We start from the raw sequence: 24792 nt of genomic DNA on the forward strand, positions 1-24792 counted from the left end.
GGACCGCCGGATCGCGGGCCGTCTCACGGGTAGCGGACGGGCTGCGGGTCCTCCGGCAGCGGGATGAACTCGGCGTCGTTCGGCACGGTGTCGAACCGGCCCTGGCGCCAATCCTCCTTGGCCTGCGCGATCCGCTCGGGCCGGGACGAGACGAAGTTCCACCACAGGTGGCGCGGGCCGTCCATTGGCTCGCCGCCCAGCACCATGAACCGGGCCGATTCCGTGGCGTGCACGCTGATGCGGTCGCCGGGGCGGAACACCAGCAGCTGGCCGGGGCCGAAGCCGTCGCCGGCGATCTCGATGGCGCCCGCGACCGTGTAGATCGCCCGCTCGTCGTAAGTCGGATCGAGGGGCAGGACGGCGCCGGCCTCGAGGGCCACGTCGGCGTAGACCATCGGGCTCGAGGTCCGGACCGGCGAGCGCGCGCCGAAGGCCTCGCCGGCGATCAGCCGGACGGTCTTGCCCTCGCCGGTGAGGACCGGCAGCGCGGCGGCGTCGTAGTGCTCGAAGGCGGGGGCGTTCTCCTCGTCCCGGTCCGTCAGCGCGACCCAGCTCTGGATGCCGAACAGCCGGGAGCCGGTCTGACGCAGCGTCGGGGCGGTGCGCTCCGAGTGCGTGATGCCGCGGCCGGCGGTCATCCAATTCAGCTCGCCCGGCCGGATCGGCAGCTCCGTGCCGAGGCTGTCGCGGTGCATGATCTCGCCGTCGAACAGGTAGGTGACGGTGGAGAGGCCGATATGCGGGTGCGGCCGCACGTCCATGCCCTGCCCGAGGAGGAATTCCGAGGGGCCCATCTGGTCGAAGAAGATGAAGGGGCCGACCATCCGGCACTCGGTCGAGGGCAGCGCCCGGCGCACCGCGAAGGAGCCGAGATCGCGCGAGCGGGGCACGATCAGGGTCTGGATCGCGTCGCAGCTGAAATGGTCGCCCGGGATCGGGTCATCGGCACTGTGCCAGCTCATCGCCTTGCTCCTCCGCGCGGGGATCGGCCCCCCATCTGCAGGCATCCTGGACCGGGAGCGGCCGGGTTGGAACAGAAACGATCGAAACGCATCGTTTCCGAAAAATCGCCCGATCGTCCCGGCCGGGGCGACGGCCTACCAGGGTGTCGGCTTGGGGTTGCGCTCGTCGAAGCCGCGCTGGTGCCAGTACGGGTAGATCGGGGTCTCCTGGCTCGCCGCGTCGAGCCGGGCGACCTGCTCGGCCGTCAGGGTCCAGCCGAGGGCGCCGAGGTTCTGCTTCAACTGCTCCTCGTTGCGGGCGCCGACCACGATGTTGCACACGGTCGGCCGGGTCAGCAGCCAGTTGAGCGCCACCTGCGCCACCGTCTTGCCGGTCTCGGCCGCCACGGCGTCGAGGGCGTCGACCACGCCGAACAGGTAGTCGTCGGAGACCGGCGGCCCGCCCTCGGCGCCGCCGGCGGCGATGCGGCCGCTCTGGTTGGCCTGTCCGCGGCGGATCTTGCCGGTGAGACGGCCCCAGCCCAGCGGGCTCCAGACCATCAGGCCGACGCCCTGGTCGAGGCCGAGCGGCATCAGCTCCCACTCGTAGTGCCGGCCGATCAGCGCGTAGTAGCCCTGGTAGGCGACGTAGCGGGCGAGCCCGTGGCGCTCGGAGGTCGCGAGCGCCTTCATCAGCTGCCAGCCCGAGAAGTTGGAGGCGCCGATATAGCCGATCTTGCCCGCGCGGGTGAGGTCGTCGAGCGCCCGCAGCGTCTCGTCCACGGGGGTGAGGGCGTCGAAGCCGTGCATGAAGTAGACGTCGATATGGTCGGTGCCGAGCCGCTTCAGGCTGGCCTCGCAGGCGCGGACCAGGTGGTAGCGCGAGGAGCCGACCTGGTTCAGCTCGTCGTTGAACCGGAAGGTCGCCTTGGTGGAGATCAGCGCCCGGTCGCGCTTGCCCTTCAGGGCCTGGCCCAGGATCTCCTCCGAGGCGCCGCCCGAGTAGATGTCGGCCGTGTCGAAGAAGTTGACGCCGGAGTCGAGGCAGAGATCGACCATGCGGGTCGCCTCGGCGACGTCCGTCTGCCCCCAGCGCTGGAAGAATTCGTTCGTGCCGCCGAAGGTGCCGGTGCCGAAGCTGAGCACCGGCACGGTGAGGCCGGAGCGTCCGAACTGCCTGTAGTCCATCGAGTCCTCGTCGCGATCGCGGCCGCCGCGCGGCGGCGCGCCTGCCGGATCAACGCGCCGCGCCGCCCGGTTTTCCCGGCCGGCGCGGGCCGTCAGCGCCGCGACTCGACGACCGGCGCCCCGTCGCAGCGCTGGCCGGCGGCCGCGCCCGTGCGCCGGCCGGGCGGCAGGGCGTCCGGCGACCCGGCCTTCTCGGCCAGGATCGCGACGTTCGCCGTCATCCCGGCCGCCAGCACGATCGGGCAGGGCACGTCGTCGAGGTCGATCCGGATCGGCACCCGCTGCGCCAGCCGGACCCAGGTGAAGATCGGGTTGACCGTCGGCAGCCCCTGGACGCCCGGGGCGGCGTCGGCGACGCTGATCCCGCGGCCGAGGCCGGTGACGCGCCCCCGGATCGGACGGTCTGGCCACGCCATCAGCGACACGCGCGCGGCGTCGCCCGCGCCGATGCGCGGGAGCTGCGTCTCCTCGAAATAGCCCTCGATCCAGAAGCTGTCGCCGTTGACCAGCGTCAGCGCCGGCTGTCCCGTGGCGGCGAACCCGCCCTCCTGCAGCAGCAGGTTGGTGACCCAGCCGTTCACGGTTGCCCGCAGGGTCGTGCGCTCCAGGTTGAGCCGCGCCTGCGCCAGCGCGCCCTCCGCCTGGACCACGTCGGCCTGGGCGGCCTGCGCCTGGCCGCTGGTCGTCTGCTTCTGCTGCGGCGTGGTGGCGAGGTCGTCGAGATCGGCGGTGCGCTGCGCGATCCCCGCGAGGTACCCGGCCCGCGCCCGGGCGCTGGCGAGGGCGCCCTCGGCCTGGGTCACGGCGTTCCTGAACGTGCCGGGATCGATCGTGAACAGCACGTCGCCCTTGCGGACGAACTGGTTGTCGCGGACCCGGACCGCCACCACCGTGCCGGAGACCTCGGGCGCCACCTGCACGGTGTAGACGCGCACGCGCCCGTCCCGGGTCCAGGGCGTGTAGGCGTAGTAGAGGAAGGCGAGGTAGGCGAGGCCCACGGCCGCCGCCAGCGCCAGCAGGGTGGCGGCGACGTTGTAGGCGGGCGGCGGCTGCCAGTCGCGCAGCGACGGTCGCGGTTTCAGGGCCATCTCACGGGCCCTGGACGCGCAGGGACAGGATCAGCAGCGCCGTCACGGCGGTCAGGAGGCTGAAGTCGAACAGGGCGCGGTTCCAGACAAGGTGGTTGATGCCGATCCAGTCCAGGATCCAGCGCAGGGCCCAGGTGATCACCAGGGCGGCGAGCAGGCAGATCACCGCGGGCTCGACGAAGAGCCCCAGCACGTCGACCGCCCGCAATCCGACCACGCCGATCACGCCCGCCCTCCCGGATCGAGGTTCGGCCAGCCCGCGCGGTCGAGATCCGACACGAGGGCGGCCAGCGCCCCGATGCGCTCCGCCTGGAGCGGCAGGGTCGCCCGGTCGGCGAGCGCGCGCAAGGGATCCGGCGCCGTCTCCGGCCCCGCCGGACGGGACGCGGCGAGCCGCGCCCAGACCGCCCGGCCGACGCGGCGGCCCTCCCGGTCGTCCGTCTCCCGCAGGGCGAGCAGCAGGAGCCCGACGACGAGCAGGCGCTCGCCGCTCCGGGCCGCCGCGTCGTCCGCGCCGATGAGGGCGAGCCGGCCGAAGCCCCGGGCGAGGTAGCGGTCGAGCGGCGGCAGCAGGAGCGCCGGGTCGAGGGCCGCGCCCCGCACCGACCGGACCAGCCGGCGTCGGGCCCGCAGGCGCAGGGTCGCGGCGCTCACCGGCGGCGGCAGGGCGGCGAACGCGATCGCCGCCACCGCCATGCCGAGCAGCTCGGCCAGCACGGTGTTGAGCGAGTCGGCGAGGTCGTAGGTCATCGGGTTCTTGGGATCGAGCACGCCGAAGACGAAGAACCCGAAGCCGATCCCGTAGATCGCGCGCTTGTTGGCGCGGCCGACCACCGCCAGCATCGCGACCGGCAGCAGCACCGCGGCCAGGAGCGCGAAGCTCCCGGTGGTCGTCAGCAGGGTGTAGCGGACGGTGAGCCCGACCACGCCGGCGAGCAGCGCGCCGACCAGGAAGGCGCGGGATTCCGCCCGCGGGTCGGCATGGGCGGCGAGCAGGACGCAGACGAGGCTCGCCCAGGTCGCGGCGCCGGCCCCGTGCGACCAGCCGGTGACGTACCAGAAGCCGTTGACGAGCAGGACGGCGGCGGCGGTGCGCAGGGCGTTGTCGAAGGCGTGCCAGCCGTCCCAGTCCAGGTCGTTCCACAGGAGCAGGTGCGGGCGGAACGGGACGCGCCGCCGGCCCACGCGCCCGCCGGCCCGCAGGAGCCGCGCCGAGACCCGGACGCGCCCGACCTGCCGGACGGCGATCGCCCCGCCGGCCCCGATCAGGTCGGTCGAGCGCGATCCCGGCCGGTCCGGCAGCAGCGCCCGCAGCAGGCCCGCGGCGAGCACCCGCCGCAGCCGGGGGGCGGCGTTGCGGATGCCGCGGCCGCCGGAGCGCAGGGAGGGCTGCTCGGTGAACGTGTCGGTGACCTCCTCGCCCAGGGTCATGACCGCGGCGATCGGCATCGGGCCGGGCCGCTCGCCCCGCCGCAGGGCGGCCATCCAGGCGTCGCAGGCCTCCGCGGCCGCCTCGAGCCGCCCCGCCAGGGCGCGGCTGACGGCGGGGACGCCCGGCGCCACGAACACGTTCGACGCGTAGGCGCAGCCGATCCCGAGCAGGATCGTCGAGCAGCGGTCGACGCCGATCTGGAACACCGCCTCCGGGTTCTGCACGTCGGCCAGCGCGATGATCGGCACGGTGAAGCCCATCGAGGCGAAGCCGTAGGCGCGCTGGCCGCTCTCGACGCTGGAGGCCGCGGTGAGCAGGCCCATCCACAGGGCCAGCGCGAGGTCGAAGGCCAGGGTCGCCTGGGCGAAATTGGCCACCAGCACCATCGCGACGGTGACGCCCACCAGCGTGCTGCCGGCGCGCCACAGGCTCTTGCGCAGGGAGGCCGCGCGGGTGGCGAGCGTCACCGAGATGACCGTCCAGCCGGCCCAGTGCGGTAGCGCCAGCTCGAGCCACATGGCGAGCCAGACCGCCGCGATGGCGGTGAGCGCGATGCGCACGGCCTCGGCCGCCTCGCGCGGCCACCACGCCGCGAGGCGCTGCAGGAGGACCGGCGCGTCCTCGGAGAGCGCGACCTCACCGGCCACGGCGCGGCCTCGCCGGCCGGGCCGGGTCCGGGAACCCGGCTGCAGGCTCAGTCATAGTGCTCGGCGATGTCGACCTTCCCCTTGAACACCCGGTAGACCACCAGGGTGTAGATCAGGGTGATCGGCAGGACCACGATCCCCGCCCCCCAGAACATGAAGGACAGGCTCGCCTCCGGCGCCGCCGCCTCGGTCACCGTCACGCTGAACGGCACCATGTAGGGCAGGAACGAGGCGGCGAGCGTCGCGAAGGCGGCGGCGAAGATCAGCGCCACCAGCGGGAAGGGCAGGGCATCGATCCGGCGCCGCGCCGCGTAGAGGAGCCCGGCGCAGGCCGCGGCCCCCACGAGCGGCAGGACCAGCATCTCGGGCCGCTCGACCCAGCGGTGCAGCACCCGCAGGTTCATCGCCAGCGCGTACGCGAAGGCCGCGCCGAGGAAGACCAGGACGCCCAGCAGGAGCCGCGGCAGCAGCCGGAAGCCGAGGTCGCGCACGTCGGACTCGGTCTTGCCGCACAGCCACGCGGCGCCGAGCAGCGCGTAGCCGAGGCACAGGCCGAGGCCGCAGAGCAGCGAGAACGGCGTGAGCCACGTGAACGCCCCGCCGGCGTAGAGCCCGCCCTGCACCGGCAGCTCCTGCACGAGCGCCCCGACCGTCACGCCCTGCACGAAGGCCGCGCAGTAGGAGCCGCCGACGAAGCCCGCGTCCCAGACCCGCCGCAGCCGCCGGGACTTGTAGCGGAACTCGAAGGCGACGCCGCGCAGGATCAGGGCCGCGAGCATGAGGAGGAGCGGCAGGTAGAAGGCCGAGAGCAGCAGCGCGTAGACCGTCGGGAAGGCGCCGAACAGGATCGTGGCGGCGAGCACCAGCCAGGTCTCGTTGCCGTCCCAGACGGGGGCGATCGCCTGCATCATGTGCCGGCGCGCCGTCTCGTCCGGGGCGATCCCGAACAGCATGCCGACGCCGAGGTCGAACCCGTCGAGCAGCACGTAGAGCATCAGGGTGAGGGCGAGGGCGGCGGCCCAGAATTCGATCACGGCTGCTCACTCCGCCGGATTGCTGCTGGGGGTGCCGGGACTGTCGCCCGGCACGGCGAGCGGCCGCTTGGGGTTGGCGGCGCTCCCCGCACGGGCCGGGGTCGGCAGGATGCCGGCCTTGAGCATGCGGTAGATGTAGACGGTGCCGGCCGCGAAGATCAGCGCATAGACCGCGCCGAACACGGCGAGCGAGGTCGCAACCTGCGGCGCGGCCAGGAACGGCGTCGCCGCGTCGGCGGTGCGCAGCTGGCCGTAGACGGTCCAGGGCTGGCGCCCGACCTCGGCGGTGAACCATCCGGTCAGCGTCGCCACGAAGCCCAGCGGGAACGACAGGAAGATCGCCCATTGCAGCCAGCGCGCCCGCTCCAGCCGCCCGGTGGCGTAGAAGGCCATCCCGCCCCAGGCCAGCGCCAGCATCAGCAGCCCGCAGCCGACCATGATGCGGAAGGCGAAGAACGGGATCAGCACCGGCGGCCGGTCGGCCTTGGGGATGTCCTTGATGCCGATCACCTTGCCGGTGAGGGTGCCGTCGTCGATCAGGCTGCCGATCGGGGCGGGCAGCGCGATGACGAAGTGGTTCTTCTCCTGCGCCTCGTCGGGCCACGCGAACAGGATCTCGCCGGCCGGTGCCTGGCTCTCCCAGTGGCCCTCGATCGCGGCGATCTTCGAGGGCTGGTGCTTGACGACGTAGTCGCCGGTGAGGTGGCCGAAGAACAGCTGCAGCGGCACCAGGATCGCGGCGAGGCCGAGCCCCATCCGGATCATGGCGCGGGCCTCGATCCGATCGCTGCCGCGCAGCATGTACCACGCCCCCGTCGCGGCCACGCAGAAGCTGGTGGTGACGTAGGCGGCCAGGACCATGTGGGGGAAGCGGACCCAGACGACCCCGTTGAAGATGATCGCCCACCAGTCCGTCGGTACGAACACGCCGTCCGGGCGCTGGGCGAAGCCGGTCGGGTACTGCATCCACGAGTTGTTCACGAGGATCCAGAAGGACGACAGGCTGGTGCCGAGGCAGACCATCAGGCAGGCGAATAGGTAGAACCAGCGCGGCACCCGCCTGCGGCCGAACATCAGCACCCCGAAGAACGAGGCCTCGAGCGCGAAGGCCGTGAAGCTCTCGTAGCCGAGGAGCGGCCCCTGGATCGGGCCGGTGCGGCGGGCGAGCTCGCTCCAGTTGGTGCCGAACTGGAACGCCATGACGATGCCGGAGACGACGCCGAGCCCGAAGGCGACGGCGAAGATCTTGAGCCAGAAGTCGAACAGGCGGTCGTAGACCGGCTCGCGCGCGATCATCGCCCGCGCCTGCAGGAAGGCGAGCCAGGCCGCCAGCCCGACCGTGAAGGCCGGGAAGATGATGTGGAACGACACCGTGAAGGCGAACTGGATGCGCGAGAGCATCAGGGCGGAGATGTCCATCGTTCCTCTCTCCGGCCGAAGCTCGCCGGTCCGCCGCCGCGGGCCGGGCGCGTCGCACCCTCAGATGCCCGCCGGCGGGGCGCGGGGAACCGCGCCTCGCGAACCTGTCAGACGTTGTCGATCCTCAGGACCGGCGCCGTCTCGGCCCGGGTGCGGCGGCAGGCCTCGGCGTCCCGCTTGAGGTCGATGCCGTAGGTCGGGATCACCGCCTTGAGGCGGGGCAGCCAGGCATCCGGCGTGAGCCGGTCGGCGAAGCACTTTTCCAGGACCTCGACCGCGATGAAGGCCGCCGTCGAGGCGCCGGGCGAGGCGCCGAGCAGCGCGCAGATCGAGTTGTCGGCCGCGGCCACCAGCTCCGTGCCGAATTCGAGGTAGCCTTCCTCCAGCGGGTTCGCCTTGCCGGTCGGCTTGATCGTCTGCACCCGCTGGCCGGCCACCGCCGAGGTCCAGTCCTGCTTCAGCGCCTTGGGGAAGAAGTCCTTGAGGGTCGCGAACTGGTGGTCGGAGCTCTGGAGCACCTGGCCCACGAGGTACTCGGTGAGCGCGACGTTGTCCTTGGCGACGTCCAGCAGCGGCACGATGTTGTGCGGTGTCAGCGCGGTGAACAGGTCGGTGAGCGACCCGTGCTTCAGGAAGCGCGACGAGAAGCCCGCGTAGGGCCCGAACAGCAGCGAGCGTTTGCCGCCGATGATGCGGGTGTCGAGGTGGGGCACCGACATCGGCGGCGAGCCGGAGGCGGCCTTGCCGTAGACCTTGGCGTGGTGGCGCGCGCTGACCGCGTCGACGTCGCAGCGCAGCCAGATCCCCGAGACCGGGAAGCCGCCGTAGCCGCGCCCCTCCGGGATCTTCGAGGCCTGCAGCAGCGGCAGCGAGCCGCCGCCCGCGCCGATGAACACGAACTTGGCCGTCACGGTCTGGCGCGTGCCGTCGTAGGTGTCCTCGACGGTCACGGCCCAGCGGCCGTCGTCGACCCGGTCCAGGGCGACGACCTTGCGGTTGTAGTGGACGGCGAAGCCGGGCTGCGCCGCGAGTTGCTTGACCAGCAGGTGCGTCAGGGCGCCGTAATCGACGTCCGTCCCGGTGACGATCCGGGTGGCGGCGATCGGCTCGCCGGGATCGCGGCCCTCGATGATCAGCGGCGCCCAGCCGGCGATGACCTGCGGGTCCTCGCTGTACTCCATGCCATGATAGCAGTGGTGCGCCGACATCGCGGCGTAGCGCGCCTTGAGGAAGGCGACGTTCTCGGCCCCCCAGACGAAGCTCATGTGCGGGCAGGGATGGATGAAGGCGCGGGGGTCCGGGATCGCGCCCTTCCTCACCAGATGCGCCCAGAGCTGGCGCGAGATGTCGAACTCGGTGTTCACCTCCAGGGCCTTGGCGATGTCGACGCTGCCGTCGGGGCGCTGGGGGGTGTAGTTCAGCTCGCAATTGGCCGCGTGGCCGGTGCCGGCGTTGTTCCAGCCCTCCGAGCTCTCCTGCGCGCAGTCGTGCAGCGTCTCGAACATCGCGATCCTGAGCGACGGCTCCAGCTCCTTCAGCATCGTGCCGAAGGTCGCGCTCATGATCCCGGCGCCGATCAGCACCACGTCGGGAGCGTCGTCGAAGCTCATGGCGGCCATCGGGCCCCTCCTCAGGCGGTCTTGTTCGGGACGAAGGGGAGCCGGGCCTCGGCGCCGGGGGCGAGGATCACGTAGGCCCGGCACCAGGGCTCGTCGTCGACGAGGCGCCAGGAATGGCCGGAGCCGGCCGTGTCCTCGGCGATGAGGATGTCGCCGGGGCGGATCGTGAAGTGCGCGCCGGCCCTCGTCTGGAAGTCGAGGGTGCCGCGCAGGGTGATGACGAACTGCCGGGTCGGCGCCGCGTGCCACGCGTAGGTCCCGCCGGCCTGGGTCTCGCGGAAGGAGATCGAGACCACGTCGGTCGTGCCGCTGAGGATGTCGCCGCGCTCGCCGTGGGGCAGGTCGATGACGCCTTCCTCGAAGTAGGAATTGTCGTCGTCACCGGTCCAGATGCGTACGCAGCGGATCATCGGGCAGAGCTCCGGCTTCGGAAGGGCGCCTCAGCGCCAGAGGTTGGTCTTGGCGAGGTCGATGATCTCGGTGCCGCGCCCGTCGATGACCGCCCGGGCGAGCCACATCCCGAAGCCCGTCACCTGCTCGAGGCCGACCTTCGGCGGCATCGACAGCTCCTGGCGGGCCGAGACGACGTCGAGCAGCGCCGGACCGTCATGGGCGAGCATCGCGGCCATCGCGTCCGGCAGCGCGGCCGGGTCCTCCACGCGCCGGGCGAAGATGCCGGCCCCGCTCGCCATGGCGGCGAAGTCCGGGTTCACCAGCTCGACGCCGGTCTCGAGGAAGCCCGCCGCCTTCATCTCCATCTCGACGAAGCCCAGCGTGCCGTTGTTCAGCACCACGATCTTCACCGGCAGCTTGTGCTGGTTGAGGGTCAGCAGGTCGCCCATCAGCATGGCGAAGCCGCCGTCGCCGGAGAACGAGATGATCTGCCGCCCGGGATAGGCCGCCTGCGCGCCGATCGCCTGCGGCAGGGCGTTGGCCATCGAGCCGTGGTTCAGCGAGCCGATCAGCCGGCGCTTGCCGTTCATGGCGAGGTAGCGCGCCGCCCAGATCGTCGGCGTGCCGACGTCGAAGGTGAAGACCGCGTCCTCGGAGGCCGCCTCGCTGAGCGTCCGGGCGACGTATTGCGGGTGGATCTTGCCGCCGGGCTTGCCCACCGCCAGCGCGTCGAGCCCGGCGCGGGCCTTGCGGTAATGGGCGAGGCTGTCGTCGAGATGTGCCCGGTCGGTCTTGGCCTGCAGCTTCGGGAGCAGCGCCGCGATCGTCTCCCCGACGTCGCCGATCAGGCCGAGATCGATCCGGCAGTGGCGCCCGAGGCTCCCGGCCCGCAGGTCGACTTGCGCGACCTTGGCGTCGTCCGGGTAGAACTGGCGGTAGGGGAAGCCGGTGCCGAGCAGCAGCAGGGTGTCGCAGTCGAGCATCGCCCGGTAGCCCGACGAGAAACCGATCAGGCCGGTCATGCCGACGTCGTAGGGATTGTCCCACTCGACGTGCTCCTTGCCGCCGAGCGCGTGGACGACAGGCGCCTTCAGCGCCTCGGCGAGTTGCAGCAGCTCCGCGTGGGCGCCGGCGCAGCCGCGGCCGCAGAACAGGGTCACGCGCCCGGCCGCGTTGAGCATCCCGGCGAGCGCGTCGAGGTCCGCCTCGCGCGGGCGCACCACGGGCGGGGGCGGCACCAGGGCGGCGGAGAGTTCGGGCGCGTTCCCCGGCATGGCCATGAGGCCGACATCGCCGGGGATCACCACGACGGCGACCCCGCGCTCGGCGATGGCGACGCGCATCGCGGTCTCGATCACGCCGGGCAGCTGGGCCGGCGAGGAGACCAGCTCGCAGTAGTGGCTGCATTCCTGGAACAGGTTCTGCGGGTGCGTCTCCTGGAAGTAGCCCCGGCCGATCTCCGCCGAGGGGATCTGGGCCGCGATGGCCAGCACGGGCACGCGGGAGCGGTGCGCGTCGAACAGGCCGTTGATCAGGTGCAGGTTGCCCGGCCCGCAGGAGCCGGCGCAGACCGCGAGTTCGCCGGTCAGGTGCGCCTCGGCGCCGGCCGCGAAGGCGGCGCTCTCCTCGTGGCGCGTGTGGATCCAGGCGATCGAGCCGTCCTGGCGCAGGGCCTCGGTCAGGCCGTTGAGGCTGTCACCGACTACGCCGTAGATGCGCTTCACGCCGGCCTGCGCCAGCGCCCGGACGAACAGATCGGCGACCTTCGTGCTCATGGTGTCTCGCTCAGCTGAGGGGGGCGGACGGACGGTCCCGGCGCGCTTCAGGCGCCGGCCAGCCCGTGGCCGATCATCGTCCTGGGATCGCACACCGCGTCGAAGCGCTCGGCCGGGACGCCCTCGGCCAGGGCGGCCGCGCGCAGGGTCGTGCCCTCGTCGTTGGCGCGGTGGGCGATCTTCGAGGCGAGGTCGTAGCCGATCACCGGCGACAGGGCCGTGACCAGCATCAGCGACTGGTTCACGGTCTCGTCGATCCGCGTCCGGTTGAGTTCGGTGCCCGCGACCGAGTAGGTCCGGAACTTCTCGCAGGCGTCGCCCAGCACGCGGATCGAATGCAGCGTGTTGTTGATGATGATCGGGCGCATCGCGTTGAGCTCGAAGTTGCCCTGCGAGCCCGCGAAGGCGACCGCGTTGTCCTCGCCGATCACCTGGATGCAGACCATCACCAGGGCCTCGCACTGGGTCGGGTTGACCTTGCCGGGCATGATCGAGGAGCCCGGCTCGTTGGCGGGCAGCAGCAGCTCGCCGAGGCCGCAGCGGGGCCCCGAGGCGAGCCAGCGCATGTCGTTGGCGATCTTCATCAGTGCGACCGCGAGCCCGCGCACCGCCGCCATGGCGGCGACCGTGGCGTCCAGCGACCCCTGCGCGGCGAACTTGTTGGGCGCCGTGACGAACGGCTTGCCGGTGAGATCGGCGATCTTGGCGGCGATCTCCGCGCTGAACCCTTCCGGGGCGTTGAGGCCGGTGCCGACCGCGGTGCCGCCGGCCGCTAGCTTGTACAGCCCGGCGCGCGACGCCTCGACGAGGGCCAGCGCGTCGCGCATCTGCGCCACGTAGCCCGACCATTCCTGGCCGACGGTGAGCGGCGTCGCGTCCTGCAGGTGGGTCCGGCCGGTCTTGACCACGTCCATCCAGGCCCGCGCCTTGGCGTCGATCGCGTCGGCCAGCGCCCGCGCCTTGGGGAGCAGGACCTCGTCGAGTTCGAGCACCGTGGCGACGTGCATCGCGGTCGGGAAGGTGTCGTTCGACGACTGGCCCATGTTAACGTGGTCGTTCGGGTGGACCGGGCTCTTGGAGCCGAGCACACCGCCGAGGAGCTGGATCGCGCGGTTCGACAGCACCTCGTTGACGTTCATGTTGGACTGGGTGCCGGAGCCGGTCTGCCAGACGTAGAGCGGATAGTGCGCGTCGAGCTTGCCCGCGATCGTCTCGTCGGCGGCCTGGACGATGGCCTGCGCGCGCCAGTCTTCCAGGCGGCCGGCGGCGGCGTTGACCAGGGCGGCGGCCTTCTTGACGTAGCCGTAGGCGTGGTAGACCCGCTTGGGCATGCGATCGTCGCCGATCGAGAAGTGCTGGAGCGAGCGCTGCGTCTGCGCGCCCCAGTAGCGGTCCGCCGGCACGTCGATCCCGCCCATCGAGTCCGTCTCGTGCCGCATCCCGGTGGCGGCGATGCCGATCGGAACGTCGCGCAGGATGGGGTGGCCCGGGGCAGACTCGTTCATCGTCATCCTTCTCGGTGTCGGACCGTCTGGCACAGTGCGAGACGGGTTCAGCGAACCGGGTGCGCTTTGACGTAAACGGTGGTATTATTTTCGGTCTTCGGTCGATATGTGCAGATTTTAAGAAAGCTGACTATTAAATCTTCACTTAAACCTAGTATTAAAAACGCCTACAAAACGCATTACAGATCATGAATGCGGATTGCCAGATAACATAGATCGGTGTCAAGCGTTCCGCCGCGCGGAGGCTGCAAAAACATTCCCGCGATTGGTCAATTTATAGCGCTTCTGCTCCCCGGAGCGGCTTTCGAGCCGGACAAGCGCGCGCTGCCGAAATGTCTGACTTGTGCGGCCTCCGTCGTGCCGAGATCGCAGGCCGGGCGATCCCACCGCAGCGGCGCGCCCTCGATCCGCACGGGCGCGTGCAGCCGGAGGGCAGGTCCCCACGCCGTGTCCTCGATCTCCGGGGCGTAATCCGCGTCCCGATATCCGCCGAAGGCGGGCCCCGGCGCGCTGCCGGGATGGTCCGTGAGCAGGCGCGCGGTCCGGGCCAGAGAGAGCCGCGCGGTGACGGCGTGCCCGTCGCGCTGCCGGGCGATCAGGCCTCGCACGGCCGCCGCCGCCATCAGGTAGCCGGTGGCGTGGTCGAGCGCCTGGACGGGCAGCGGCACCGGCCGGTCGGCCTGTTTCCACCGCTGCCCGGCCGCCGCGATGCCCGTCGCCATCTGGACGAGGCTGTCGAAGCCGCGCCGTCCGGCCCAGGGTCCGGTCCAGCCGTAGGCGCAGAGCGCGACGTCGATCAGGTCCGGGTTGAGCGCGCCGCGCCGCGCCGCCCCGTAGCCGAGCCGCTCCAGGGCGTCCGGGCGGTACCCGTGCACGAGGATGTCGGCCTCGGCGAGCAGGGTCTCGAAGTGCCGGCGGTCGTCGACCTGCCGGAGGTCGAGGCGCGTGCAGACCTTGCCCAGGGTGACGTCGGGCGCCAGGGACGGCTCCTCCCAGCCGGGCGGGTCGATCCGCAGGACGTCGGCCCCGAGGCCGGCCAGGACGCGCGTGGCCACCGGCCCGGCCAGGATGCGGGTCAGGTCGAGGACCCGGATCCCCGCGAGGGGACGGGCCGGGTCCGGGCGCCACGATGACCGGTGCTGGACGGGACGTTCCGCGAGCGCCACGAGGGGCTCGGCCCGGACCGCCCGGCCCTGGTCCAGGCCCTCCCAATCGTCCGGACCGCGCATCGCCGCGGCGCAGCCGCCGGCGCGCAGGATCGCCGCTTCCAGGTCCTCGGCCGCCGCGCGCGCCACGGCGGCCGCCACCGCCTCCCGCTCGCCCGGACAGTCGAGGATTGCGAGGGCGGCGGCGCGGTGACGGGGCGCGTTGGTGTGCAGCCGGATCCAGCCATCCGCCGCCCGGTAGTCGCCGGCGATCGGGTCCCAGGCGGCCGGCAGCGTCCAGCCCTGCGGCCGCACGGAGGTGCCGAACCATGCCGAGGCCAAGTGCCGGTCGACCGCGACGGCGGGCGCGGGGCCGGAGAGGCCGAGGAATTCGGAGACGGCGAGGCCGGCGGCGGCGATCGACGCCGTCGCCAGCGCGGTGACCGGGAAGCAGGAGGGCAGGCTCCCGGTGCCGGTCACCGCCAGCCGGTCCCCGGCCTCGGGCGGCAGCGCCAGGGCGGCCAGCGCCTCCGCGAGGATCGGCGTCAGGGCGTCGTGGTCGGCGTGTCGTTCGCGCATGGTCCCGGCCCTCGATCGGTTCGCGCAGGCTGCCGGCCATCGACGGATCGATCAATCTTGATACATCTGATCAACATGACGGAATGGCTGGACCGCGCCGAAGCCCTCGACGCCCTCGGGATCCGGGCCCAGACGCTCTACGCCTACGTCAGCCGCGGACTGATCGAGGCGCGGCGGGCGCCGGGGCGGCGGCACAGCCAGTACCGGGCCGCCGACGTCGCGACGCTCGCCGACCGGCGCGGCCGGAGCCGCGCCAGCGCGGCGATCGCCGCGGGGGCCATGGCCTGGGGCGAGCCGTCGGTCGTCACCGCGATCAGCACCGTCCACCGGGGCAGCCTGATCTACCGCGGCCGCGACGCCGTGGCGTTCGCCCGCGACGCGAGCCTGGAGGCGACCGCCGACCTCCTGTGGGACAGCCCGGAGGCGACGCTGTTCGAGGTTCCGGCCGACGCGGCCGCGACGCCGTTCCTGGCGCTGGCCGGGCTTCTGCAGGAGGCCGAAGCCGCGCTGGGCCGCGGGCACCACCGCCTGTGCCGCGACGCGCGCCGCGCCGTCGCGCATCTCGCCGCGTCCTGCGGCATCCCCGAAGGCCGGGCGCCCCTGCATCAGGGCTTGGCGCGGCTCTGGTCCCTCGACGCCGCGACCGCCGACCGGGTCCGCCAGGCGCTGGTGCTGCTGGCCGACCACGAACTGAACGCCTCGACCTTCGCGACCCGCGTCGCCGCCTCCACCGGCGCGCCGATCGCGGCCTGCCTCATGGCCGGGTTGAGCGCCCTGTCGGGACCGCGCCACGGCGGCGCTTCCGCCGCGGTGCTGCGGCTCGTCGACGAGGCTGACGCGACGAACCCCCGGGAGGCCGTGCGCGCCTGCCTGGATCGGGCAGGTGCGCTGCCGGGCTTCGGCCACCCGCTCTACCCGGACGGCGACGCCCGCGCCGCGGCCCTGGGCGCGGTCCTGCCCGCCGACCCCCTGCTGGACGCCGTCCGGGACTGCGCCGAGGCGGCGACGGGGGCGCGGCCGAACATCGACTTCGCGCTGACGGCGCTCGTCCGGACGGCGGGCCTGCCGCGGAGCGCGCCGTTCACGATCTTCCTGCTCGGCCGGAGCCTGGGCTGGGCGGCGCACGCCATGGAGCAGGGCCGCCAGGGGACGCTGATCCGGCCGCGGGCCCGGTACGAGGGGCGGCGCAGCCCGGCGGACCGCCCACAGCGAGAGGGCCGGCCTCGCGGCCGGCCCTCAATCCTTCGCGGCCCCCCGCGCGGGGCCTCAGGCGAACATGTCGGGCTGGGTCTCGGCGATGTGGTTGTACAGCGTCTGGAAGTGCAGCCAGCCGATGTAGTCGCTGCCGACGTGCTCGCGGCTGTAGCGGGCGGTCTTCTCCGAGAGGAGCTGCGGCTTGATGCCGGAGGCCTCGACCAGGAGCTGCTGCTGGCAGGCCCGCTCCAGGGCGATGAACCAGAAGGCCGCGTCGTCGATGCTGTGCTGCGAGCAGGTCAGCAGGCCGTGGTTCTGGTGCAGCACGCCGCGGTTGCGGCCGATCTGCTGGGCGACCGACAGGCCGCTCTCCTTCTCCACCGCCACGGCGCCCGCCGAGGCGCCGATCACCGCGTGGCTGTTGTAGAAGGCCGCCGCGTCCTGGCTGATCATCTCCAGCGGTCGGCCGGTGGCGCACCACGCGGTGCCGTAGGTGGTGTGCGCGTGGCACATCGCCATGACCTCCGGGTACTCCTCGTGCACGGCGGCGTGGAGGACGAAGCCCGCGCGGTTGATGGCGTGGCGCCCCTCGACCACCCGGCCCTTGTGGTCGGCCAGGATCAGGTTCGACATCCGCACCTGCGAGAAGTGCACGCACATCGGGTTGGTCCAGTACAGCTCCGGACGCTCCGGGTCGCGGATCGTCAGGTGGCCGGCGAAGCCGTAGTCGAAGCCGTGCATCGCGAAGGCGCGGCAGGCGGCCACGAGGTGCTTCTTGCGGTAGTCCCGCTCCTCGGCGTGGTCGGCGAAGTCCGGGATCTCCGGGAAGATCAGGCCGGCCTGCTCGGGCTGGTAGATCGAGGTCCGCTTGCGGCCGGCATCGTCGTTCGGCAGGTCGAGGGCGACGGCCGCCTCGTGGGCGTGATCGTCGAGCATGGCGTCTCCTTTCGTCGGGGTACGGACCGGCCCGCCGATCGCGTCGTGGCCGGCACTATCCTGCCGGATCCGCACGTTGACAAACGACGATTTTTCACGCTTTCCATGAATTCAATTCACGGATTGCGCATGCGCCGGATCCCGAGCTTCTCCGCCCTGCGGGCCTTCGAGGCGGCCGCGCGCCTCGGCAGCTTCGCCCGCGCCAGCGCGGAGCTGCACCTCACGCCCTCGGCGGTGAGCCACCAGATCCGGGCGCTGGAGCGCTGGTTCGGGCGCGCCCTGTTCCGGAGGGCGAACCGCCAGGCGCTCCTCACCGCCGACGGCCAGCGCCTGCTGGCCGGGCTCTCGAGCGCCTTCGACGCGATCGAGGCGGTCTGCGCCGACCTCAGCCCGCCGTCGCCCGCGTCGCTGGCCGTACACTGCACGCCGAGCTTCGCGGCGAAGTGGCTCGGGCCGCGGCTCCCCGCCTTCGTGGAGGCGCATCCCGGCATCGCCATCCGGCTCTCCACCAGCGCCGATCCGGTGGATCTCGGCCGGCACGAGGAGATCGACATCCTGATTGCCTACGGCCGGCCGCCGCACGGGCCCGGACTGACCGTCGAATCCCTCGGCCCGGAGGAGATCGCCGCCCTCTGCGCGCCGGAGGTCGCCCGGGCCGCGCAGCCGGACGCGGCCGGATCGATCGGGCCCTTCACCCGGCTCGACTCGTCCTTCAGCCCCGTCCGCTGGCCGGACTGGTTCGCCCATAACGGTCTGCCGGTCCCGGCTGGGGCGGCGGGCGCGGCCTTCGACCGGGGCTCGCTGGTGATCTCGGCGGCCGTTCAGGGGCTCGGCGTCGCGCTGGAGACCCTGCGGTTCGCCCGGGACGAGCTCGCCGCCGGGCAGCTGGTGCGCCTCGGCGGCGATCTGGTCGCGAGCCTGACCCGCGACCTCCACTTCATCTGCTTCCGCGAGCGCGACGGGGCCCTGGAGAAGATCCGGGCCTTCCGGCACTGGCTCCTCGACGTGGAGGCGCAGAGCCGGGCCGAGGCGGCCTGAGGCGGCCCGAGGCGGCCCGAGGCGGCCCGAGGCGGCCCGAGGCGGAGATACCCGATCCCTCACCCCGCCCCGCTCCCGCACGGGAGAAGGGAGCGGCGCGTCGCCCGAACAGACCCCCCCCCCGTCTTTTTATTCGGCGGGCCTCAACGGCATCGGGAACCGCGCTAGGTCCCCGTCCAACGACGCGGCGAGCGCGGCGGGGTCCGGTCCCGACCGCGCGCCACCTAGGGAGAGAACGCCCCATGTCCCTTTCCGCCAAGCTGCAGCGGCGCGCCGACGAGGGCCGGCCCGTCCGGGTCGGGCTGATCGGGGCCGGCAAGTTCGGCTCGATGTACCTGTCGCAGGCGCCGCGCACGCCCGGCATCCACCTCGTCGCGGTGGCCGACCTGTCGCCCGACCGGGCGCGCGAATCGCTGCGCCGGGTCGGCTGGGACGATTCGCGGTTCGCCGCGCGGGGGCTGGAGGAGGCCGCGCGCGGCGGCACGACCCTCGTGACCGAGGATGCCGACGCGATGATCGCGAGCCCGTTCGTGGACATCGTCATCGACGCCACCGGCAGCCCGGCCGCCGGCATCCGCCACGCGCTGAAGGCCTTCGCGCACGGCAAGCACATCGTCATGGTCAACGTCGAGGCCGACGTGCTGGCCGGGCCGCTGCTGGCGCGCCGGGCGGCCGAGGCCGGGGTGATCTACTCCATGGCCTCGGGCGACCAGCCGGCGCTCATCGCGGAGCTGGTCGACTGGGCCCGCACCATCGGGCTGGAGGTGATCTGCGCCGGCAAGGGCACCAAGTACCTCCCGGCCTACCACGCCTCCACGCCCGACACGGTCTGGGGCCATTACGGCTTCAGCGAGAGCCAGGTCGCCGGCGGCGACTTCAACCCGCAGATGTTCAACTCCTTCCTCGACGGCACCAAGTCGGCGCTGGAGATGGCCGCGGTGGCCAATGCCTGCGGGCTCACCCCGCCGCGCGACGGCCTCGCCTTCCCGCCCTGCGGCGTCGACGACCTGCCGGGCATCCTGAAGCCCGCGGCGGATGGCGGCCTCCTCACCGAGCGCGGCACCGTCGAGGTGGTCTCGTCGGTGGAGCGGGACGGGCGGCCGGTCTTCCGGGACTTGCGCTGGGGAGTCTACGCGGTGTTCGAGGCGCCGAGCGCCTACGTGCGCGACTGCTTCGCGCAATATGGCCTCAAGACCGATTCGAGCGGCCGGTTCGCCGCGACCTACAAGCCCTATCACCTGATCGGGCTCGAGCTCGGCATCTCAGTCGCCTCCATCGCGGTCCGCGGCGAGGCCACGGGGGCGACGGGCGACTGGCGCGGCGACGTCGCCGCGACGGCCAAGCGCGCGCTGCGGGCCGGGGAGCGGCTCGACGGCGAGGGCGGGTTCACCGTCTACGGCAAGCTGATGCCGGCGGCGGATTCCCTGGCGCAGGACGCCCTGCCGATCGGCCTCGCCCACAACATGGTCCTGAAGAACGACGTGCCCGCGGGCCGGGCCGTGCGCTGGAGCGACGTCGCCTTCGACGCAGATCAGGAGGCGATTCGCGTCCGGCGCGAGATGGAGGACCTGTTCCGCGGGGGAGCGGGGCGGGCCGCCGGGTAGCGCCTCAGGCGCGCCGGCCGGCCGTGCGCCCGGTCGGCGAGCGCCCGACGAGCTTCCGGAACGTGCGGCTCATGGCGCTCGCGCTCGTGAAGCCCGATCGCGCGGCGACCTCCGCCATCGATCCCGCGCCGGAGCGGATCAGGGCCTCGGCCCGGCCGACGCGCTCGCGCATGATGTACTGGTAGGGCGTGACCCCGGTGGTCCGGCGGAAGGCCCGGATGAAGTAGCCCTCGCTGAGTCCGACGACGCCGGCCAGGGCGGAGACGGTGATCTCCCGGTCCAGGTGCTCCCGGATATACGCGCAGGCCCGCCCGGCCTGCGACGCCGAGAGGTCGGGCGCCGCCGACCGGCCCGGAGCGCGCGCGGCGACGACCGAGCGCAGGATCGCCAGGTGGAGGCTCTCGATCAGCAGCGCGTCGGGCGACGGGTCGTCCCGGTGCGCGCAAGCCAGTGCGTCGAGGATGTGCCAGGTGCTGCGGCAGGCGCGGAGATCGCGCCCGTCCGCCGCGAAGGCGATCTTGCCGATCGGCGCCTCGGCCAGCCGCTCGACGGCGGCTGCCGAGAAGGAGAGGACACGGCCGGCATACGGGCCCGCCCAACGGGTCGTGCCGTTCAGGCCGGGACGCCGGACCAGCAGGCCTTCGCGCTCGGTCAGCCGGGCCGCGATCTCGTAATCGACCGCGTGGTGCGCCCCCGCGGGCTGCGTGCTGGCGGCGACCTCGAGGCCCGTGACCGCGTGCGTGCTCCACCCGCCGGTGGGGAAGCGGAAATCGATGAAGGTGACCTCCGGGAGGCCGCGGTCGCTCGGCGCGTAGCAGGTCAGCTCGGGGCGGCCGGAGAGATGCCCGGCGCTGCCGCTGGTGGCGTAGGCGAACGTCTCGGCCGAACGCTCGCCTGAACTCTCGGCTGTTCTGTCCATGCGGGCCCGTGATTCTGGTGTCGTCGCGGTCACGCCCCGCGACGGAGGAGGGCGGCCCCGCGGCCGCCCTCCCGGTGTCAGACCGTCAGCGCAGGGAGCCGGTCACGCCGCCGACGACACCGCCGACCGCGCCGAGCACGCTGCCCACCAGGCCGCTCACCAGACCGCCGACCTGGCCCACGACCCCCGAGACCGCACCGAGCTCCTGGCTCGCGTCGACCCCGAGGCCGACAGTGAGGCCGACCCCGAGGCCACCGCCGACCTGGTCCAGCTCGGCGGCGCTCAGCTCGCGGACGGTATCGATGCTGTCCTGCATGATCGTTCTCCAGATTGAGATTCAGGTAGAAGGTTATTTGCTTCGATCTATTGCCTGATCGTAGCGTCTAGGCGCCTTGGACGTCGGCACCTGCCTTTAGGATTACAGAGATGTGCTTCGTGTCAATCGGTCATGGCCAGCCGATAATGCTCGCGGACGATCGAGCCCGGCCAATGCGCAAAAACTGACAGGCCTTGTCTTTCCCGGGCCGTGCTCCAGACGCTGTCGGCACTGCGGCCGCCTGCGCTGCGAAGCGGCGCGTCTCACCGCGTCTCACGCCGTCGAGTTTTCGCAACGCAGCACGCGATGATGCAAAAACTGACGTCCTGCTGCGCTGCAAAGTAAGCTCGACGGCGAATTGGAATAAGCCATTGAAAAAAGGACGATTTTCAACGTAGGCGTGACGTTCTGACGCGGGCAGGATTATTCAAAATTCGCCGTGTCGGCAAGTGTTGACATGAAACTCCCGTGATGCGACCGAGTAAGGTGGCAGATGCGCTGAGCATTGCCCTCGAATACGGCTGTCTCCTTCAGGAAGGTTGCTTTCTCCGGGTGCCAAGTCCGCTCTTTCGACTTGAGGTTATCGAGGCGCGACGCAACGCGTGGCTGGGCGAGGCGCAGATCATCCAGCCTCTGCCGGTCCGCATCGTGGCCCTGGGCTGCGTGATCATGGTGGCGGCGGTCGGCCTGTATGCCTGGCAGGGGACCTATACGCGCCGCATCCACGCCGTCGGCCTGCTCGCGCCCGATATCGGGCTGATCAGCCTCGCCAGCCCGGTGGCGGGACGCGTCGGCTCGACCGGCGTCCGCGAGGGCGACAAGGTCGCCCGCGGGCAGCTCCTGTACACGATCGACCTCGACGCCGTGTCGGCGAGCGGCCCCACGCAGGAGCGCGTGATCGCCGAGCTGGAACGGCAGCGCCAGAGCGTCGAGCGGCAGCGGACCGCACGGGCCGATCTCGCCGGCACGGAGCGGCAGGCGCTGCGCGAGCAGGTAGCGAACCTGAGCGAGCAGTCGGCCCAGCTCGCCAAGCAGATCGACCTGCAGGACAAGCTCGTGCCGCCGCTCCGGGCGCGGGTCGAGGAACTCGCCGACGCCGTGGCGCGCGGCTACGCCCGCGCCGCCGACTTCCAGAGCCAGAACTACCTCTACATGCAGGCGAGCGCGCAGCTCGCCCAGTTCCAGCAGAGCCGCCTCCAGATCGACGGCAAGCTCGCCGACACCAAGTCCCAGCTCGCCGCCTACGACGACCGGCTGGCCCGCGACCTCGCCGACCTCGACCGGACCGCCGCCCAGCTGGCGCAGCAGAAGGCCGAGAGCGAGGCGCGCCGCGCCATCGAGGTCCGGGCGCCGGAGGCCGGGACCCTGACGTCGATCCGCGCCCAGGTCGGCCAGACCGTTGCGGCCGGGGCGACGCTCCTGACCCTGCTGCCAAGCGCCGGGCGCCTCCAGGCCAACCTGTTCGTCGACTCGTCGGCCATCGGCTTCGCCGAGGCCGGCGCGCCCGTGATGCTGCGCTACGCCGCCTTCCCGTTCCAGCGCTTCGGCCTGCACCGCGGCGTCGTCACCGAGGTCACGCGGGCGCCGCTGGGCAGCGACGACGCGCCCGATTTCGCGCGGCGCGCCGCCGCCCGGGGGGAAGGGACCGACCTCTACCGCATCGTGGTCCGGCCCGATTCCGACACCGTGCTGGCCTACGGCGAGCGGCGCAGCCTCGAGGCGGGCATGCGCGTCGAGGCCGACATCGCCCTGGAGAAGCGGTCACTCTACCGCTGGCTGCTCGATCCCGTGGCGCATGTCCGGGAGAGCCTCGCCCTCGTCACGCGCGGCGGCCTCGACGCTCTGCCGGTCCGGAAGGCCGCCCCGTGACGGCGCCGTCCCTCGCCGCACGGCTGGATTTCGGGCTCCGCCGCCGGGTGCCGGTCGTCCTTCAGGCCGAGGCCGCGGAGTGCGGCATGGCCTGCCTCGCCATGGTCCTGGCCTATCACGGGCGCCAGATCGACCTCGCGACGCTGCGGCGGCGCCATCCCCTGTCCCTCAAGGGCATGACCCTGCGCAACCTGATCGACCTCTGCGGCGCGCAGGGCCTGACCGCCCGCGCCCTGCGGGTCGAGCTGACGGATCTGCCCCGGCTCCGGCTGCCCTGCATCCTGCACTGGGGCCTCAACCACTTCGTGGTGCTGACCCGGGTCGAGCGCGGCGGCCTCGTCATCAACGATCCGGGCCGCGGCCGGCGGCGGATCAGCCTCGCGGAGGCCTCGCGGGAATTCACCGGCGTCGCCCTGGAGGCGGTGCCCAATCCGGGCTTCCGGCGCGAGCGGGCCGCCCCGGGCCTGCGGCTGCGCGACCTGTTCCGCAACATGGCCGGCATCCGCGCCGCCCTGGCCCAGGTCCTGGCCCTCTCCCTCGGGATCGAGCTCGTCGCCCTCCTGATGCCCATCGCCTCGCAGGTCGTCATCGACGAGGTGATCGTGAACGCCGACCACGACCTGCTCCTCGTGGTGGCGATCGGCCTCGCGCTGCTGCTGCTGCTCCAGCTCGGCCTCAGCATCGCCCGCACCTGGGCGATCATGCTGGCCGGAACCCGGCTGAACTACCAGTGGTCGGCCGGCCTGTTCGACCACCTGTCGCGGCTGCCCCTCGACTACTTCGAGAAGCGCCATGTCGGCGACGTGATCTCGCGGTTCGGCTCCCTCGCCACCATCCAGAAGGGCCTGACGACCGATCTCGTCCAGGCCATGCTCGACGGGCTCATGGCGGTCGGCATGCTGGTGATGCTGACGGTCTACGGCGGCTGGCTGATCGCCGTGGTCCTGGCCTCGACGGCGCTTAACGCGGTCCTGCGGGTCTTCGCCTACGGCGCGTACCGGGAGGGGAGCGAGGAGGCCCTCGTGGCCGAGGCCCGCCAGCAGACGCACTTCATCGAGACGGTCCGCGGCATGGCGAGCGTCAAGCTCCTCGACCTGCGCGAGCGGCGCGGCGGCGCCTGGATGAACCACTTCGTCACGGCCCTGAACGCCCGGCTGCGGCTGCAGCGCCTCGACCTCGTGTTCGGCCGCGCGAACGAGTTCCTGTTCGGCCTCGACCGGCTGATCCTGCTGGTGCTCGGCGCCCGCGCGGTCATCGGCGGGTCCCTGTCGCTCGGCATGCTGGTGGCGTTCCTGGCCTATCGCGACCAGTTCGCCACCCGGATCGGAAGCCTGATCGACGCGTGGTTCAAGCTGCGCATGCTCGACGTGCAGACCGACCGGCTCGCCGACATCGTGCTGTGCGAGCCCGAGGAGCAGGATCTCGCCGCCGGGGCGCAGCCGGGGGCGCCCCCGGTCGTCGCCCTGAAGGCCGGAACGCTCGCCGGCGCGGGCCTGGCGCTGCGCTACGGGGCCGACGAGCCCTGGATCTTCCGCGGCGTCTCGCTGTCCGTCCGGGCCGGCGCGTGCTTCGCGATCACCGGTCCCTCGGGATGCGGCAAGACCTCGCTCATGAAGGTGATGATGGGGCTGACGCCGCCCAGCGAGGGGATCGTCACCGCCGACGGCCAGGACATCCGCACCGCCGCCGGGTCCTACCGGCGCCGGATCGCCGGCGTGATGCAGAGCGACGGCCTGTTCGCCGGCTCGATCGCCGAGAACATCGCGGCCTTCGACGAGCATCCGGACGCGGGCTGGATCGCCGAGTGCGCCGCCCGGGCGGCGATCCTGGACGACATCCGCCGCATGCCCATGGGCTTCGAGAGCCTCGTCGGCGACATGGGCTCGACCCTGTCGGGCGGCCAGAAGCAGCGCATCGTGCTGGCGCGCGCCCTCTACCGGCGGCCCGAGATCCTGTTCCTCGACGAGGCCACGAGCCACCTCGACGAGGCCACCGAGGCGGTGATCGCCCAGGCCCTGCGCGACCTGCGGATGACGCGGGTCATCGTCGCCCACCGCCCGGCGACGATCGCCCACGCGGACGCGGTGTTCGATTTCCCCGCCCAGGTCCGCGACCGGGCGGATCTCGCCGCCGCGGGCTGACGCGCCCGAC

19 protein-coding genes and 1 pseudogene are annotated in these 24792 nt (G+C 72.2%); 5 read left to right on the forward strand and 15 right to left on the reverse strand.

Translation table 11 applies throughout. The annotated features are described in order from the left end of the window. Positions 1–23 precede the first annotated feature (23 nt). From BLW78_RS01485 to BLW78_RS01540, 12 genes are all read right to left on the reverse strand, one after another. Positions 24–962 carry a pirin family protein gene (locus tag BLW78_RS01485; protein WP_091675990.1) on the reverse strand — a complete coding sequence of 313 codons (939 nt, stop codon included), beginning with the start codon at positions 960–962 and terminating at the stop codon, positions 24–26. A 135-nt stretch (positions 963–1097) separates the two neighbouring features. Next, a complete protein-coding gene (locus BLW78_RS01490) occupies positions 1098–2129 on the reverse strand; it encodes an aldo/keto reductase (protein WP_056522820.1) in 1032 nt (343 codons plus the stop codon). Positions 2130–2221: 92 nt separating this feature from the next. Continuing rightward, positions 2222–3217 carry an HlyD family secretion protein gene (locus BLW78_RS01495; RefSeq protein WP_091675993.1) on the reverse strand — a complete coding sequence of 332 codons (996 nt, stop codon included), beginning with the start codon at positions 3215–3217 and terminating at the stop codon, positions 2222–2224. Between the two features lies 1 nt (position 3218). Beyond that, positions 3219–3443, reverse strand: coding sequence for a DUF1656 domain-containing protein (locus BLW78_RS01500; RefSeq protein ID WP_020091025.1), 225 nt, complete (start codon positions 3441–3443; stop codon positions 3219–3221). Next, complete coding sequence (locus BLW78_RS01505) at positions 3440–5296, reverse strand: FUSC family protein (RefSeq protein WP_091675995.1); 1857 nt, start codon at positions 5294–5296, stop codon at positions 3440–3442. Before BLW78_RS01505 ends, BLW78_RS01500 begins: the two co-directional genes overlap by 4 nt. Positions 5297–5343: 47 nt before the next feature. Then, a complete protein-coding gene (cydB, locus tag BLW78_RS01510; RefSeq protein WP_091675999.1) occupies positions 5344–6330 on the reverse strand; it encodes a cytochrome d ubiquinol oxidase subunit II in 987 nt (328 codons plus the stop codon). Between the two features lie 6 nt (positions 6331–6336). After that, positions 6337–7749, reverse strand: a complete 1413-nt coding sequence (locus BLW78_RS01515; protein ID WP_091676001.1) for a cytochrome ubiquinol oxidase subunit I — start codon at positions 7747–7749, stop codon at positions 6337–6339. A gap of 107 nt (positions 7750–7856) precedes the next feature. After that, on the reverse strand, positions 7857–9368 hold the full coding sequence (gene mqo / locus BLW78_RS01520) for a malate dehydrogenase (quinone) (protein ID WP_091676004.1): 1512 nt from the start codon (positions 9366–9368) through the stop codon (positions 7857–7859). A gap of 11 nt (positions 9369–9379) precedes the next feature. Then, positions 9380–9778: a cupin domain-containing protein gene (locus tag BLW78_RS01525; protein WP_020091020.1), complete on the reverse strand. Its 399-nt coding sequence runs from the start codon at positions 9776–9778 to the stop codon at positions 9380–9382. Between the two features lie 30 nt (positions 9779–9808). Then, positions 9809–11536, reverse strand: a complete 1728-nt coding sequence (gene poxB, locus BLW78_RS01530; protein WP_091676006.1) for a ubiquinone-dependent pyruvate dehydrogenase — start codon at positions 11534–11536, stop codon at positions 9809–9811. A 47-nt stretch (positions 11537–11583) separates the two neighbouring features. Further along, entirely contained in the window at positions 11584–13047 is a 1464-nt protein-coding gene (gene fumC, locus BLW78_RS01535) for a class II fumarate hydratase (RefSeq protein WP_091676009.1), read from the reverse strand. A gap of 263 nt (positions 13048–13310) precedes the next feature. Further along, complete coding sequence (locus tag BLW78_RS01540) at positions 13311–14765, reverse strand: CoA transferase (protein WP_091676012.1); 1455 nt, start codon at positions 14763–14765, stop codon at positions 13311–13313. 75 nt (positions 14766–14840) lie between these two features. Here BLW78_RS01540 and BLW78_RS01545 point away from each other — a divergent pair. After that, a pseudogene (locus tag BLW78_RS01545) lies at positions 14841–15947 on the forward strand (citrate synthase); the annotation flags it as partial. Between the two features lie 84 nt (positions 15948–16031). On the opposite strand, the gene BLW78_RS01550 reads toward BLW78_RS01545, so the two are convergent. Then, the gene (locus BLW78_RS01550) at positions 16032–16895 is read right to left on the reverse strand and encodes a class II aldolase/adducin family protein (RefSeq protein ID WP_091676473.1); all 864 of its coding nucleotides are present in this window, start codon (positions 16893–16895) and stop codon (positions 16032–16034) included. Positions 16896–17024: 129 nt separating this feature from the next. On the opposite strand from BLW78_RS01550, the gene BLW78_RS01555 reads away from it, so the two are divergent. Both BLW78_RS01555 and BLW78_RS01560 read left to right on the forward strand, forming a co-directional pair. After that, positions 17025–17933 carry a LysR substrate-binding domain-containing protein gene (locus BLW78_RS01555; RefSeq protein WP_091676475.1) on the forward strand — a complete coding sequence of 303 codons (909 nt, stop codon included), beginning with the start codon at positions 17025–17027 and terminating at the stop codon, positions 17931–17933. 242 nt (positions 17934–18175) lie between these two features. Continuing rightward, entirely contained in the window at positions 18176–19537 is a 1362-nt protein-coding gene (locus tag BLW78_RS01560; RefSeq protein WP_091676014.1) for an NAD(P)H-dependent oxidoreductase, read from the forward strand. 4 nt (positions 19538–19541) lie between these two features. On the opposite strand, the gene BLW78_RS01565 is transcribed toward BLW78_RS01560, so the two are convergent. Then, entirely contained in the window at positions 19542–20456 is a 915-nt protein-coding gene (locus BLW78_RS01565) for an AraC family transcriptional regulator (protein WP_091676017.1), read from the reverse strand. A gap of 85 nt (positions 20457–20541) precedes the next feature. Then, a complete protein-coding gene (locus BLW78_RS01570; protein ID WP_012321783.1) occupies positions 20542–20772 on the reverse strand; it encodes a hypothetical protein in 231 nt (76 codons plus the stop codon). A 552-nt stretch (positions 20773–21324) separates the two neighbouring features. On the opposite strand from BLW78_RS01570, the gene BLW78_RS01575 reads away from it, so the two are divergent. Both BLW78_RS01575 and BLW78_RS01580 read left to right on the forward strand, forming a co-directional pair. Then, complete coding sequence (locus tag BLW78_RS01575; RefSeq protein ID WP_091676020.1) at positions 21325–22641, forward strand: HlyD family secretion protein; 1317 nt, start codon at positions 21325–21327, stop codon at positions 22639–22641. Next, complete coding sequence (locus BLW78_RS01580; RefSeq protein ID WP_091676023.1) at positions 22638–24782, forward strand: peptidase domain-containing ABC transporter; 2145 nt, start codon at positions 22638–22640, stop codon at positions 24780–24782. The genes BLW78_RS01575 and BLW78_RS01580 overlap by 4 nt, the downstream gene beginning before the upstream one ends. Positions 24783–24792 lie beyond the last annotated feature (10 nt).

It is taken from the genome of Methylobacterium sp. 275MFSha3.1 (assembly GCF_900108435.1).
Lineage (GTDB): Bacteria > Pseudomonadota > Alphaproteobacteria > Rhizobiales > Beijerinckiaceae > Methylobacterium.